This window comes from Microvirga sp. 2MCAF35 (assembly GCF_052115545.1).
Taxonomy (GTDB): Bacteria; Pseudomonadota; Alphaproteobacteria; order Rhizobiales; family Beijerinckiaceae; genus Microvirga.
In genome coordinates, this window is sequence record NZ_JBFRGW010000043.1 from 1 (window position 1) to 13,050 (window position 13,050).

Below are 13,050 nucleotides of genomic sequence, written 5' to 3' on the forward strand. Positions count from 1 at the left end.
ATAGCTAGCCTAACCAAGGATATTCCCATGATTTCGGGCACCGTGAAATTCTACAACGATCAAAAGGGCTTCGGCTTCATCCAGCCGGACGATGGCAGCAAGGACGTGTTCGTCCACGCCACCGCGCTCGAGCGCGCCGGCATCCGCGGCCTGCGCGAAGGCCAGAAGGTCTCCTTCGACACCGCCGAGGACCGCCGCTCCGGCAAGGTCGCCGTCAACAACATTCAAACGGCGTAACGTCGCTTGAACAGGCCCGGCCCCGCGCCGCGTCTCGAAGCCGCCCCTCGAGGGCGGCTTTTTGCTTTCTATCCAAGGAGTTTCTCGTGAGTCACAAATATTCCATGGGCCAGCTGGTTCATGCCGCTGCCGCCCATTTCGCCGATCGCACGAGCGGGACCTATGAAGTCGTCCGCCTGATGCCGGAGAACAGCAGCGGCGAGCTGGGCTATCGGATTCGCGATACCCTGAGCGGTGCCCAGCGTGCGGTCGGAGAATCGGAAATCCGCGCGGCCGGTGCAAAGCAGGCCAGGCAAGACCATTGAGACTTACCTTCCGCGTCGCGGCATAATAAGAACGCCTGCGTTCAGCGTGGGCTCAGTCACTTTGCAAGACATAAAACCAAGCGGCGTCTACGGGACGCCACCGGCCGAGTTGGCCGAGACCCCGCATGGGGCCATTCAGTTCTCGCCCTTGATCCCTGGTTCCGAACCTTTGGAAGGGCAGGAGGAGGGGGCTCTCGGCACCATGGTCGTGCTGGCACCACCCGGCACGGTGGAGCGGCGCTACACCATCGCCTTGGCCTTGCGGGCGCTTGCGCCCGGCGGATCCCTGACGGTCCTCGCGCCAAAGGACAAGGGCGGCTCGCGGATCGCCAAGGAGCTCAAGGCGTTCGGATGCGATGCCGCCGAGGCCTCCCGCCGCCATCACCGCATCTGCACCTGCGTGCGGCCGCCCCTTCCTGCCGGCCTCGATGAGGCCCTGAGCGAGGGCGGCCCTCGAATGGACGAGGCCCTGGGCTTCTGGACTTGGCCCGGCGTCTTCAGCTGGAATCGCCTCGATCCCGGCAGCGCCCTGCTGGAGCAGAGCCTGCCCGCCTTGAGCGGCCGCGGGGCGGATTTCGGCTGCGGCATCGGCATTCTCGCCCGCGCGATCCTCGCCTCGCCCAAGGTCGAGCATCTCGCCATGATCGACATCGACCGCCGCGCCATCGACATGGCGGCGCGCAACATCAGCGACCCGCGGGCGGAGCCGCGCTGGGCCGATATCCGCAGCGGCACCGGATTGAAGGGGCTCGATTTCGTGGTGATGAACCCGCCCTTCCACGACGGCGGCGCCGAGGACCAGAGCCTGGGCCAGGCGTTCATCCGCCGGGCCGCGGAGGCCCTCCGACCGGGCGGCGTCCTCTGGCTCGTCGCCAATCGTCACCTGCCCTACGAGGCCGTGCTGAAGAGCCTGTTCAAGCGGGTCACGCCGAAGGTCGAAGCCAGCGGGTACAAGATCTACGAGGCCGTGAAATGAGCAAGGTCCCGACGCTTCGCCTCGATCGTCTCCTCGCCAATATGGGCTACGGCTCGCGCCGTGAGGTGCAGTCCCTGGTCAACGCGGGTCTCGTCACGCTGGACGGGGCCGAGGTCGAGGACGCCGATCGGCGCATTGCCGTGACCCGCGACCTCTCGGAGAGGATGCGCATCCAGGGCAAGCCCCTCGATCCTCCCCCCGGTTTGGCCCTGATGCTGCACAAGCCGCTGGGCGTCACCTGCTCGCACAAGGAGGCCGGTCCTCTGGTCTATGGGCTGCTTCCTGACCGGTGGCGCCGGCGCGACCCGGCCATCTCGACCATCGGGCGGCTCGACAAGGACACGTCGGGTCTGCTGCTCATGACCGACGACGGCAACCTGCTGCACCGGGTCATCTCGCCCCGCGCCAATATTTCCAAACGCTACCGGGTCGATCTCGAACGTCCCTTGCGCGGGGACGAGGCGGAGATCTTCGCGTCCGGGACGCTGATGCTCGAGAGCGAGGACAAGCCGCTCCTGCCGGCCCGGATGGAGGTGATTTCCGAGACCAGCGCCTACCTGACCCTGACGGAAGGCCGATATCATCAGGTCCGGCGCATGTTCGCGGCACTCGGCAACCACGTCGCGGCCCTGCATCGCGACCGGATCGGCGGCCTGAACCTGCCGGAGGATCTCGGGCCGGGACAATACCGCCTGCTCGGCGAGGCCGATCTCGCCCTCCTCCTGCCATCCCTTGCGACAGGGGCATGAGCTTTCCGGAGCCGGCGGCTAGAGCATCGAGCGCAAAAGTGGCAACCGGTTTTGCGTGGAAAGATGCGAAAAACAAACGATTAGAGCATCGTGCGGAAAAGTGGATTCCGCTTTTGAGTCCAATGCTTCAATGCGTTCTCTACGGCGTCGCGGCGGAAATGAGCCCGGCGGTGTCGTAAAACTCCTCGAAATCGACCGCCTTGCCGTTATGGAAGTGCCAGATGTCGACCTTCCGCGTGTCCGCCACCTTGCCGGTCCCCTTGTGACGCCAGACTGCCCGCCCGACCACGGCCACCCGGTCGCCCTGGGCGATGAACTCGTTCATGCTGTGGGAGATCATCTCCCAATCACGCATGAGATCTTCCAGGTAGGCGCGCACCCCGGACTTGCTGCTCCGGCGCATGGTGAAGGGAACTTCCGGCGCCCCTTCGGCGAGCGAGCCGAGAGAGACATCGTCTGCAATGATGTCCATCCAGCATTCGCAGTCGCTGCCTCTGGTGTCGACCCATCGGGCATAGGTTTCGCGGAGAATGGAAACAGGATCGTTCTGGGCTGCCATTGAGCTCTCCTATGGAAAGCGACCTTGAGCGATTTGCCCCAACGGAATGGTGAAGCACGATCTATAGCCTGCACAATATCTATTTGGAGCATCGGGTATTCCCTCGAAGTGGGCTTCGATGCTCCTGCTCAGGTTGCCCTAAGGCCGCCGGTCGGGTTAGGGAGGGAAAGGTTCGCTGCCTTGGAGCCCCTTTCGCTCGGATGGACAGAGCATTGGCCCGACCCCGCATTTCACTTCCCTTCGTGCAGGCGCTGCTCGGGCTGATCCTGCTTGCGTGGCTCCCGGCCGTCGACCATGCGAATTCCGAGGCCTCCTTCCTCATCCAGTTGGAAGAAACCCTTTCGCTCTCGGCTCTGTCCGACGGCGGCGAAGCGGACGGGGAGGCCGGTCCGGGGGCGTGGAGGGATGGTGCGGACGGTCCCGACGCCCTCTGTCCTTGGAGCATCGCCTCTTCGAGAAACCTGACGGGACAGGGCATCCGCATCACGTCTCCGCAGTCCGGCAACATCGTCCTCCTGGGTTCCTTGCGCGCGACGGGACCCCCGCGCCTCTAGCTCAGGTCAACCCGGTCCGAAGTGTCGTTTCGAATGCTGCGGGCGGGTCATGTCGCGCGCCGAAGCCGGCGCCACTTCTGTCTCTCGCGAACGATTTTGAGCCGCTGTGCCTGGCGTCATCCGGCCGTTGCCGGACTTTCAAGCAAGCTCCGGTCGCTGTTCGTCTCGAACGCCAATCAAGTTACCCGTTATGGAAGCCCTTTTCCCACAAATCATCAAACTCCTCGGCATCATCTGGATCAACATCATCCTGTCCGGAGACAATGCCGTCGTCATTGCGCTGGCCTGCCGCGGCCTGCCGGAAGACAAGCGCCGGATCGGCATGGTGCTCGGCGCCGGTGTCGCAGTTGCGCTGCGCGTCATCTTCACGATCGTTGTCGCGGCGCTTCTGACGACGCCCTTCCTGAAGATCGTCGGCGGTCTTCTCCTGCTCTGGATCGCCGTAAAGCTCCTGCACGGCGACGACGACGAGGGAGGCGTGAAGGAAACCGATCGCCTCTGGCATGCGGTCTGGACCGTCGTGGTCGCCGATGCCGTCATGAGCCTCGACAATGTCCTGGCCATTGCCGCAGTGGCGCAGGATTCCACCGTGCTGCTCGTCATCGGCCTTGCCATCTCCATTCCGCTCATCGTGGCCGGCGCGGCCCTCATCATGAAGCTTCTGGACCGGATTCCCCTGCTCGTGTGGGCCGGAGCGGCGCTTCTGGGCTGGGTTGCCGGGGAGATGCTGATCTCCGATCCCTGGCTGGTCGGGCGGCTCGGCCAGGAACTCAGCCACAAGGCGGAAATCCCCATCGCCATCGTCGGGGCCGCCCTTGTGCTCGCCATCGGCTACGTCACGCGGCAGCGAGCCGCAACGGACGAGGCTTAAAAGCGAGAGGGTTCGTTCCTTCTGAACGGTGAGGGCTTTGCCCTTATTCCGGTCAGGGGTGATCTGAATGAGACGCGGCCGTCCCGACAAGGCGATGGCCGCGATCTCTCGTCGGCAGAGGTTGCCCTGCCGCCTGTAATCGGGTAGGGAAGAAACAGGCCCATCGCCGCAAGCACCCGTAGCTCAGCTGGATAGAGCGTTGCCCTCCGAAGGCAAAGGTCACACGTTCGAATCGTGTCGGGTGCGCCAATTTTCCCTAATCAGCAATTGTCAGGTTCTTCCTGCGACCGAGTTCCACCATCCGGTTCCGGTTTGCAGGCGGCCGGTGTTTCCCGGCAGAGCAGTGAGGCTTCCTCATCAGGGAGCGTAACTCCGTGCGACTTGTGCGGCTTCTCGGACAGGTCGATCGCGACCTGCTTACCGGAAATGGGATCGAGAACGGTCATTGAGCGTAGCCTTTCGGTCTTGCGTGCTGCAATGCCGTACGCAAGACATGAACGTTCCAGGCGCCTCTCCGTTCTCGCATCTCATCGCCTCACGTGCGCTGCAGCACCATCTTGAAAGCGGAATGCGGACATAGGTCGATATCATCGCGTTTTTACTTCCCGACGCATGCCGCGCAGGGCTTTGCCGGGAACGCGGCTGGGTATGGGAACGTTGTCCAAGATCGTAACCAGCCGGAGAGTGCAATGTTTTCTTCGCGTATTCTGAAGACCTGTGTTCTGGCCCTGGCTCTTTCCGGCGCGGCCACGCTCGCTTCGCTTCCCGCACAGGCCGGTGAAAGCACCGGGACATGGCGCAACGGCATGGTGAATGGACCTTACGGACCGGCCTGGTACGGGCCGGGCGGTGACGCCTACCAGAATGTCAGGACCGTGCGCCGCAGAGCGTATGTCCCTCCGCGCCATCGCTACGGTCGATCCCATCGTGCTTATCGCTACGCGCCGAACCGGTACTATGGAAACCGCCACTACGGAAACCGGTACTATCAGCGCCGTAGATATGGATATGGCTGGCCCGTGGAGCGGCCACGGCCTGGCCGTGTGGACCGGGCCATCGAGCAAGGAGCCCGGTAGAGGAATTATGCCTCCTGATCCTCGGGAGGATCCTGCCCTCTCTCAACGCGGCTGCCGTGCAATGATCCAGACCGCATGAACGATACCTGGAATATAGCCCAGGAACGTCAGGAGAATGTTGAGCCAGAATTGTCCGCCCAAGCCGACGGTGAAGAAGACGCCGACCGGCGGAAGCAGGATGGCGAGCAGGATGCGTAGAAGATTTGCCATGAGACCGACGGCACTAGGTGAGACCATGGGATGAACGGGACCGTGGCCGTTCCGTTCCAAAGAGTAGGCCTGTTACGAGATCTCGATGTGGCTCCCGGAGCGGGATGTTCGTGATCGTCTGATGATCCAGATTAAAGAGCAGTCCTCCTGGCCGCTGAAGGTGACGGGCGCCTGAATCATCAGGACGCCTTCAACGGTCCCACTTGATGTTGGGGATGCTTGCGACGAGCCGGTCGATGAGGACCGGCGCGTCGGCCGTCATATGCTCGATACCCGTCACGGCCTGGCGCGTCATGCGCCCGTTCAGGAACGCGTAATCCATCACGACCGCGCTGACGAGCGCGATTGCGGTCTTGAAGATGCGCCCGGCGAGGTCGGACCAGATCATAGAGTCTCTCAAGCGTCGAACGTAAAAAGTGGGAGCCGGTTTTTGCGTGAGAAGATGCGAGACCATAAATTCAGAAGCTCGGACTTGAGTTCTGGTTCACGTCCGAGTCTCTGAAGAAAGTTCCATCCCGCTCATGCCTGATGGAGCCCGCGGGATCAAGCTTTCGCAAGCATCCATTCGTGATCTGGATCGTTGTGGAATTTCCAAATCCGCTTCGGGCCGGCCATCACGTTAAGGTAATAGAGGTCGTAACCGTGAGGGGCGCCGACGGGATGGTAGCCCTTCGGCACCAAAACCACGTCGCCGTCGCTCGCGGCCAGCGTCTCGTCGAGGGAGCGGTCGTCCGTGTAGACCCGCTGGAGCGCGAAGCCCGATGGCGGGTTGAGCCGGTGGTAATAGGTCTCTTCCAGAAGCGACTCGTTCGGCAGCATGTCCCGATCGTGCTTGTGCGGCGGATAGCTCGACCAATGGCCGGACGGCGTGATGACCTCGACCACGAGCAGGCTTTCCGCCGGCTCCGTTTCCGGCAGGATGTTGCGCACATGGCGCGTGTTGGTGCCTTGGCCGCGGGATTCCTGGCCAACCTGGTCCGGACCGATCACGCGGGCCGGAAGCCTGCCCTCGGCCGGCGCGGTGCAGACGGCGATCTCGCAATCGGTCTGCGCCTCCAAGGACCATTCGGAGCGGGCGGGCGCATAGAGCGACCATGGGTCCGGCTCGAACGGCGAGGTGCGGCCGCCGATCACGCCGAAATCCTGGCCTGAGGCCGCCACACGCGCCTTGCCCGAGAGCAGCACGATGCAGGCCTCCCGGTTCTCCGTCTGCTGCCTCAGGGACTGCCCGCTTGTAAGCCGGTAGACCTCGAAGCCCACATAGGTCCAACTCGCCGATTCGGGCGTAATCGCGTGGATGCGCCCGGTCGGATCGGGCTTCGACGGTTTGACGAGAAGCTTCGACATCGCACAGGCTCCTTAACGCAGGCCGGCTTCCTTGAGATACCGGGTGAGATTGGCGTAGCCCATCTTGGCATAGGTGAGCGGATGGGCCTTCTTGGGATCCTGCTCCGCCTCGATCACCACCCAGCCGCTGTAGCCCGGCAGTTCCTTGAATACGGAGACGAAATCCACCATGCCGTCGCCTGGTACCGTGTAAACGCCTTCGATGACGGAATCGAGGAAGCTCCAGCCTTCAGCTTTCGACTTCTCCATCACAGCTTTGCGCACGTCCTTCGTATGCACGTGGCTGATGCGGCTGCGATAGCGGCGGGCGAGGGCCGCGGGATCGGCGCCGCCCCAAGTGGCGTGGCCGGTATCGAGCAGGAGATGAACGGCCTCGCCCGTGGAGCGCATGAAGGCATCGATATCGGCCTCGGATTCCACGATGGTGCCCATATGGTGATGGTACACCACGCGCACGCCCTCCTGGAGGGTGCGCTCGGCCACCTGGGTGATGCGGCGGCCGAACTCGGCCCAGTCGCCGGCCTGCATGACGGGACGCTGTGACAGGGGCTTGGAACGGTCGCCATGGATGGCGTTCGAGGTCTCGGCGAAGACGAGTACGTTCGAGCCCATGGCCTTCAGGAGATCGAGATGCGGCCGCAGGGCCTTCATCTCGGCATCCGCATCGCGCTTCAGCAATTCGGCGGAATACCAGCCGGACACGCAGGCCATGTTGAAGGGCGCGAGCGCCTTCTTGAGTGCTTCCGGCTCGCGCGGGAACTTGTTGCCGAGCTCCATGCCCTCGAAGCCAGCCTCCTTGGCCTCGGCCAAGCAGACCTCCAGCGGCGTCTCGCCGCCGAGCTCGATCATGTCGTCGTTGGACCAGCCGATGGGATTGGCCCCGATGCGGATTGTCATGTTGTTGTTCCTTCTGTCCTGATCAATCGCCCACGCGCTGCGCGGCGAGGGCCGTTTCGTAATCCTTGCGGGCCGTCTTCACCTGCTCGCGCACCGAGACTTCCGGCACCGCCACATCCCACCAATGGCCGCCGGCATCGGTCGACACGAGAGGGTCGGTGTCGATGACGATGACGGTGCTGCGCTCGGCGCTGCGTGCCTTCCGCAGCGCATCCTCGAGCTCCGCGATGCTCTTCACCTTCATGGATCGCGCGCCGAGGCTTGCCGCATGGGCGGCGAAGTCGATGTCGGGTAGCGTCACATGGTTCGTATGCTGCAGCAGGTTGTTGAAGCTCTCACCGCCGGTGGCGCGCTGCAGGCGGTTGATGCAGCCGTAGCCGCGATTGTCGAGGAGCACGATGGTGAGCTTCTGTCCCAGCATCACGGAGCTGGCGAGCTCTGAATTCATCATGAGATAGGAGCCGTCGCCCACCATCACGATGACCTCGCGGGACGGATCGGCCATCTTCACGCCGAGACCGCCGGCAATCTCGTAGCCCATGCAGGAATAGCCGTATTCCATGTGGTAGCCCAAAGCCGTGCTCGCCTTCCAATGCTTGTGCAGCTCACCCGGCAGACCGCCGGCCGCGCACACCACCACGTCGGTGGTCGAGGAGGTGCGCTGCACTGCGCCGATCACCTGCGCGTCGGAGGGAAGTTCCGCATTGGTCGGGTCCGTATAGCGCGCGGCTGTTTCGAACCAGCGCGCCTTCTCGTCCCGCGCCTTCGCCGTCCAGGACTCCGGAGCCTTCCAGGTGCCGAGGGCGCGGCTCAATTCCTCGAGACCGACACGGGCGTCCGCCACGAGCGGAACCGCGTTGTGCTTGGCCGCATCGAAGGTCTGCACGTTGAGGCCGACGATGCGCCGGTCGGGGTTCTTGAACAGGGCCCATGAGCCGGTGGTGAAATCCTGCAGGCGTGTCCCCACGGCGATCACCACGTCAGCCTCTTCGGCGAACGCATTGGCAGCGCCCGTGCCGGTGACGCCGACGGCTCCGAGGCAGGCCGCGTGGTCGTGGGGCAGGCTCGACTTGCCGGCCTGCGTTTCACCGACGGAGAGGCCGTGCTTCTCGGCAAAATCGGCCAGGGCCTTCTCGGCATTCGAATAGAGCACGCCGCCGCCCGCGACGATGAAGGGCTTCTTCGCCTTGCGGATCAAGTCGGCGGCCTCGGCAAGTTCCGTCTCGTCCGGGCGGATCCGGCGCGAGGTCCAGATCTTTTCCGCAAAGAAGCTCTCGGGATAATCGTAGGCTTCGGCCTGCGTGTCCTGGCAGAGCGCAAGCGTCACCGGACCGCATTCAGCAGGATCCGTGAGCACGGTCATGGCGCGCTGGAGGGCCGGGATGATCTGCTCGGGTCGCATGATGCGGTCGAAATAGCGGGAGACGGGCCTAAAGCAGTCGTTCGCCGACACCGTGCCGTCGGAAAAGCTCTCGATCTGCTGCAGCACCGGATCGGGCCTGCGGTTGGCGAACACGTCACCCGGGAGCAGCAGCACGGGCAGGCGGTTCACATGCGCCACGGCTGCGGCCGTCACCATGTTGGTGGCACCCGGGCCGATGGAGGTGGTGCAGGCCATCATGCGGCGGCGGCGCGAGGCCTTGGCGAAGGCCACGGCCGCATGGGCCATGCCCTGCTCGTTATGGGCGCGGTAGGTCGGAAGCTGGTCCCGCACGCCGTGCAGGGCCTCGCCCATCCCGGCCACGTTGCCATGGCCGAAGATGGCCCACACGCCTCCGAAGAGCGGCAGGACTTGGCCGTCGATCTCCGTCTTCTGCGCGATGAGGAACCGGGCGATGGCTTGCGCCATGGTGAGGCGGATCGTGCTCATGGGCGTTTCTCGCAAAATGCGCCGAATGACCTCGGCAGCGTTCTCAGGTTTTGTCGATCATGAAAAGAGGGTGAAGCCGGGGATCGGCTCCGCCCTTCGTCTTAGGCGGCCTCGTCGCGGCCGGATACACGCTGCCAGGCATCGACGAGGCGCTGGAAGCGGCCCGCCATGTCGGCAATCGCGGCCTCGTCGGAAATCTCGCCTTTCAGCCAGCGCCGCGCGGCATCGTTGAAGATCGTGCGGCCGACTGCGAAGCCCTTCACCTGCGGTTCCTTCGCGGCCGCGGCAAACGCCGCCTCGAGTTCGTTCTCAGGCGCTTCAAGGCCGAGCAGCACGATGCCGCGGCAATAGGGATCGTTCTTCGCGATCACGGCCCCGATGGCATGCCACGCCGCTTCATCGCGCTGCGGCTCGAGCTTCCACCAATCGGGCTTGATGCCGAGATCGTAGAGGCGCTGCAGGATGCCCGCAACCGTGTCGACCCCAAGCGACCCATGCTTGCCCGCGATGATCTCCACCAGCAGTTCCCGGCCGATGCGCCGCGCTGCGTCGTGAATGCGCAGCAGCTCGCGCTCCTGGCGCGTCTTCAGCTCCGGCGAATCGTCCGGATGGTAGAAGCACAGGCACTTGATGGTGTGGCCCACCGGCCATTCCACCAGCTTCGCGCCGATGCTGCCGCCGCCTTCGAAGTCGAGCGGGCGCGAGCCCGGAAGCTCGACGGGGCGGCCGATCCAGAACGGATGATCGGCGGCACGGAACAGGGCTTCGCGGCCATAGGTGCCGTCGATCAGCATGCCGAAGCCTTCACGGCCATCCGCCACTTGCGCTGCGGCCTTAACGGCGAGCACCTTGAAATCGGGGATGCGGTCGATGGAGGCGCCCACTTCCTTCGCCATCACCTCAAGCTGCATGCGGTGATCGATGGCGAGCGCCATCAGCGTGTCGGAGGCGGGGCGGCGGGTGGTCGACCAATGGATGTGGTTGATATCCTCGTCGAAGCGCAGCGCCTTGTGACGGCTGCCTTCTTTCAGGAAGTGCTGCAGCTCCGGGAAGGTCGGGATCTCCGGCGAGCAGAGCAGGCGCGAGACCGCGAAGGCGCCGCTCGCATTCGCATAGGCGCAGCAGGTTTCGAGCTTTTCATCCTTAAGCCATCCGCGCAGGAACCCGGACAGGAACGCATCGCCCGCTCCCAACACGTTGAAGACCTCGACCGGGAAGCCGGGTCCCTTCACGCCTTCATCCAGCGAACCCGGAATGGCGCCGGGAAACACCACGCAGCCCATGGGGCCGCGCTTGCACACGATGGTGGCCTTCGAGATCGCCCTGATGGCCCTGATGGCCGCGAGCGTGTCCTCGGACCCGCCGGCGATGTGCAGTTCCTCCTCGGTGCCGACGACGAGGTCGCAGTCGGCCAGGATGGGTTTGAGATGCTCGGTCACGGTATCGGACCGCACATAGCGCGAGTCGCCCGCGCCATGGCCGAGAAGGCCCCAGAGGTTGGGGCGGTAATCCACGTCGAACACCACCTTGCGGCCGTTCGCCTTGGCGATACGGATCGCCTTCTTCTGGGCGGCGGCGGTCGTTTCACGTGAAAAATGTGTGCCCGTCACCACGATGGCGGCGGCGGAGGCGATGAAGCCTTCGTCGATGTCGCTCTCATGGAGCGCCATATCGGCGCAGTTGTCGCGATAGAAGATCAGCGGGAAGGAATCCTCATCCCTGACGCCCAGGATCACGAGGGCGGTCAGGCGCTCCCTGTCGGTGACGATTCCTTCAGTGGCGACACCCTCGCGCTCCATCTGCTCGCGGATGAAGCGGCCCATGGACTCGTCGCCCACCCGGGTCACGAGTCCCGATTTCAGGCCGAGCCGCGCCGTGCCGATGGCGATGTTGGCCGGGCAGCCGCCGACGGCTTTGGAGAACGACGCCATGTCCTCCAGCCGCCCGCCCACCTGCTGGCCGTAGAGATCGACCGAGGCGCGGCCAATGGTGATCACATCCAGGGCTGGCTTCATGCTATTCCTCCCGCTCCCGGCCTTGTAAACCGTGTGCGAGCCGCGGTTGGCTCTTGCTGTTGTAGAACGTTTATTCTATTAGCATCTCATACTGGAATATCAATTCCAAATTTGCCGTGAGCCGGCAAAGGACCAGGGGGAAACATGATCAGAATCGCTGTTCTGGGCGCCGGCCGCATCGGTCGCATCCACGGCCGCAACGCCGCCAGCCATCCCGATGCCCGCCTCGTGGCGGTGGCCGACCCGCATCAGCCGGCCGCGCAGGAGCTGGCGGCCGCGACGGGCGCCGAAGTCGCGTCGCTGGACGAGATCGTCGAGCGCTCCGATGTGGACGCCATCCTCATCTGCACACCGACCACGACGCATGCGGATCTCATCGAGCGCGGCGCCCGCGCCGGCAAGGCGGTCTTCTGCGAGAAGCCGGTAGACCTGTCGAGCGCGCGCATCGAGGCCTGTCTCGCCACGGTCGAGAAGGCCGGCACGCCGCTGATGATCGGCTTCAACCGCCGCTTCGATCCGAATTTCGCGGCACTCCGCCGCCGCCTCGCCGCCGGTGAGGTGGGCGAGGTGGAACTCGTCACGATCCTCTCTCGCGATCCCGGTCCTCCGCCGGTGAGCTACATCGCCACCTCCGGCGGCCTGTTCCGGGACATGATGATCCACGATCTCGACATGGCCCGCTTCCTGCTGTTGGGCGACGAACCCGTGGAGGTCCATGCGGTCGGGTCATCCCTGGTCGATCCGGCGATCGGGCAGGCCGGCGACGTGGACACGGCTGCCGTGATGCTGAAGACCTCCAAGGGCAGGATCGTGCAAATCTCCAATTCCCGACGCGCCACCTATGGCTACGACCAGCGCGTCGAGGTCCATGGCTCCAAGGGCATGATCCGCGCGGGCAACATCCATCGCACGACGGTCGAGGTGGCGAATGCCGCAGGCATCACGGCAGATCCGGTGCAGGATTTCTTCCTGGAGCGCTATGCGGATGCTTATCGCGATGAGCTGACCACGTTCCTGAACGCCATCCGCGACGGCAAGCCGTGCAACCCGACGGGCCGCGACGGACTCATGGCTCAGCGTCTGGCCGATGCTGCGACGGAATCGGCGAAGAGCGGGAAGCCGGTGCGGCTGTAAGCCAACACGTCATCGCCTCCCCGGACTTGATCCGGGGATCGGTGCCTGTGATCTCAATTCTGAAGAGCACGGCGCCTTTCCTATCTGGAGGGCCGGACGATCCTCGGATCAAGTCGGGGGACGGCCATGGCGGGTGCGTCCGTGTCAAAGAGCCAGCACCTTGGGGCTCGCAGCTTGCGCTGCGAGCCTTTAGGGTTCGAGGGTGGCGCGAGTGGCAGCCCGGCTCGATATCTAAGGGTGAATGGAAGAG

General features: G+C 64.2%; 16 protein-coding genes and 1 tRNA gene. 9 read left to right on the forward strand and 8 right to left on the reverse strand.

Going from position 1 to position 13,050, the window contains the following annotated elements:
• Positions 1–27 precede the first annotated feature (27 nt).
• From AB4097_RS17980 to AB4097_RS17995, 4 genes are all read left to right on the forward strand, one after another.
• Complete coding sequence (locus tag AB4097_RS17980) at positions 28–237, forward strand: cold-shock protein (protein ID WP_009763033.1); 210 nt, start codon at positions 28–30, stop codon at positions 235–237.
• Between the two features lie 86 nt (positions 238–323).
• Positions 324–542 (forward strand): hypothetical protein, encoded by a 219-nt coding sequence (locus tag AB4097_RS17985; RefSeq protein ID WP_442042048.1) that lies wholly within the window; start codon positions 324–326, stop codon positions 540–542.
• 109 nt (positions 543–651) lie between these two features.
• Complete coding sequence (locus AB4097_RS17990) at positions 652–1,518, forward strand: class I SAM-dependent methyltransferase (protein WP_442042050.1); 867 nt, start codon at positions 652–654, stop codon at positions 1,516–1,518.
• A complete protein-coding gene (locus AB4097_RS17995) occupies positions 1,515–2,267 on the forward strand; it encodes a pseudouridine synthase (protein WP_442042052.1) in 753 nt (250 codons plus the stop codon). Before AB4097_RS17990 ends, AB4097_RS17995 begins: the two co-directional genes overlap by 4 nt.
• Before the next feature lie 139 nt (positions 2,268–2,406).
• Here AB4097_RS17995 and AB4097_RS18000 read toward each other — a convergent pair whose 3' ends face one another.
• Positions 2,407–2,826, reverse strand: coding sequence for a nuclear transport factor 2 family protein (locus tag AB4097_RS18000; protein WP_442042054.1), 420 nt, complete (start codon positions 2,824–2,826; stop codon positions 2,407–2,409).
• Positions 2,827–3,038: 212 nt separating this feature from the next.
• Here AB4097_RS18000 and AB4097_RS18005 point away from each other — a divergent pair, with 212 nt between their 5' ends.
• From AB4097_RS18005 to AB4097_RS18015, 3 genes are all read left to right on the forward strand, one after another.
• Positions 3,039–3,380, forward strand: coding sequence for a hypothetical protein (locus AB4097_RS18005; RefSeq protein WP_442042056.1), 342 nt, complete (start codon positions 3,039–3,041; stop codon positions 3,378–3,380).
• Between the two features lie 190 nt (positions 3,381–3,570).
• Complete coding sequence (locus AB4097_RS18010; protein WP_442042058.1) at positions 3,571–4,251, forward strand: TerC family protein; 681 nt, start codon at positions 3,571–3,573, stop codon at positions 4,249–4,251.
• Between the two features lie 172 nt (positions 4,252–4,423).
• Positions 4,424–4,500: transfer RNA gene (locus tag AB4097_RS18015), tRNA-Arg, on the forward strand.
• 11 nt (positions 4,501–4,511) lie between these two features.
• Here the strand turns inward: AB4097_RS18015 and AB4097_RS18020 are convergent.
• Positions 4,512–4,697, reverse strand: coding sequence for a hypothetical protein (locus AB4097_RS18020; protein WP_442042060.1), 186 nt, complete (start codon positions 4,695–4,697; stop codon positions 4,512–4,514).
• A gap of 243 nt (positions 4,698–4,940) precedes the next feature.
• On the opposite strand from AB4097_RS18020, the gene AB4097_RS18025 reads away from it, so the two are divergent.
• A complete protein-coding gene (locus tag AB4097_RS18025) occupies positions 4,941–5,327 on the forward strand; it encodes a hypothetical protein (RefSeq protein WP_442042062.1) in 387 nt (128 codons plus the stop codon).
• 42 nt (positions 5,328–5,369) lie between these two features.
• Here the strand turns inward: AB4097_RS18025 and AB4097_RS18030 are convergent, their stop codons facing one another.
• From AB4097_RS18030 to AB4097_RS18055, 6 genes are all read right to left on the reverse strand, one after another.
• Positions 5,370–5,537: a YqaE/Pmp3 family membrane protein gene (locus AB4097_RS18030; protein WP_442042064.1), complete on the reverse strand. Its 168-nt coding sequence runs from the start codon at positions 5,535–5,537 to the stop codon at positions 5,370–5,372.
• Between the two features lie 190 nt (positions 5,538–5,727).
• A complete protein-coding gene (locus AB4097_RS18035) occupies positions 5,728–5,925 on the reverse strand; it encodes a hypothetical protein (protein ID WP_442042066.1) in 198 nt (65 codons plus the stop codon).
• A gap of 155 nt (positions 5,926–6,080) precedes the next feature.
• On the reverse strand, positions 6,081–6,884 hold the full coding sequence (gene iolB / locus AB4097_RS18040) for a 5-deoxy-glucuronate isomerase (RefSeq protein WP_442042068.1): 804 nt from the start codon (positions 6,882–6,884) through the stop codon (positions 6,081–6,083).
• Between the two features lie 12 nt (positions 6,885–6,896).
• A complete protein-coding gene (gene iolE / locus AB4097_RS18045; RefSeq protein WP_442042070.1) occupies positions 6,897–7,781 on the reverse strand; it encodes a myo-inosose-2 dehydratase in 885 nt (294 codons plus the stop codon).
• A 22-nt stretch (positions 7,782–7,803) separates the two neighbouring features.
• On the reverse strand, positions 7,804–9,651 hold the full coding sequence (iolD, locus tag AB4097_RS18050; protein ID WP_442042072.1) for a 3D-(3,5/4)-trihydroxycyclohexane-1,2-dione acylhydrolase (decyclizing): 1,848 nt from the start codon (positions 9,649–9,651) through the stop codon (positions 7,804–7,806).
• 101 nt (positions 9,652–9,752) lie between these two features.
• Positions 9,753–11,666 carry a bifunctional 5-dehydro-2-deoxygluconokinase/5-dehydro-2-deoxyphosphogluconate aldolase gene (locus tag AB4097_RS18055; protein ID WP_442042074.1) on the reverse strand — a complete coding sequence of 638 codons (1,914 nt, stop codon included), beginning with the start codon at positions 11,664–11,666 and terminating at the stop codon, positions 9,753–9,755.
• 144 nt (positions 11,667–11,810) lie between these two features.
• Between AB4097_RS18055 and iolG the strand changes: the two genes are divergently transcribed.
• The gene (iolG, locus tag AB4097_RS18060) at positions 11,811–12,800 is read left to right on the forward strand and encodes an inositol 2-dehydrogenase (protein ID WP_442042076.1); all 990 of its coding nucleotides are present in this window, start codon (positions 11,811–11,813) and stop codon (positions 12,798–12,800) included.
• The last annotated feature ends 250 nt before the right edge of the window (positions 12,801–13,050 follow it).

Coding starts and splice junctions, on each gene's coding strand:
- AB4097_RS17980 (WP_009763033.1), top strand. CDS start 28: ATGATTTCGGGCACCGTGAAATTCTACAACGATCAAAAGGGCTTCGGC.
- AB4097_RS17995 (WP_442042052.1), top strand. CDS start 1,515: ATGAGCAAGGTCCCGACGCTTCGCCTCGATCGTCTCCTCGCCAATATG.
- AB4097_RS18000 (WP_442042054.1), bottom strand. CDS start 2,826: ATGGCAGCCCAGAACGATCCTGTTTCCATTCTCCGCGAAACCTATGCC.
- AB4097_RS18010 (WP_442042058.1), top strand. CDS start 3,571: ATGGAAGCCCTTTTCCCACAAATCATCAAACTCCTCGGCATCATCTGG.
- AB4097_RS18020 (WP_442042060.1), bottom strand. CDS start 4,697: ATGACCGTTCTCGATCCCATTTCCGGTAAGCAGGTCGCGATCGACCTG.
- AB4097_RS18025 (WP_442042062.1), top strand. CDS start 4,941: ATGTTTTCTTCGCGTATTCTGAAGACCTGTGTTCTGGCCCTGGCTCTT.
- AB4097_RS18030 (WP_442042064.1), bottom strand. CDS start 5,537: ATGGCAAATCTTCTACGCATCCTGCTCGCCATCCTGCTTCCGCCGGTC.
- AB4097_RS18035 (WP_442042066.1), bottom strand. CDS start 5,925: ATGATCTGGTCCGACCTCGCCGGGCGCATCTTCAAGACCGCAATCGCG.
- iolB (WP_442042068.1), bottom strand. CDS start 6,884: ATGTCGAAGCTTCTCGTCAAACCGTCGAAGCCCGATCCGACCGGGCGC.
- iolE (WP_442042070.1), bottom strand. CDS start 7,781: ATGACAATCCGCATCGGGGCCAATCCCATCGGCTGGTCCAACGACGAC.
- iolD (WP_442042072.1), bottom strand. CDS start 9,651: ATGAGCACGATCCGCCTCACCATGGCGCAAGCCATCGCCCGGTTCCTC.
- AB4097_RS18055 (WP_442042074.1), bottom strand. CDS start 11,666: ATGAAGCCAGCCCTGGATGTGATCACCATTGGCCGCGCCTCGGTCGAT.
- iolG (WP_442042076.1), top strand. CDS start 11,811: ATGATCAGAATCGCTGTTCTGGGCGCCGGCCGCATCGGTCGCATCCAC.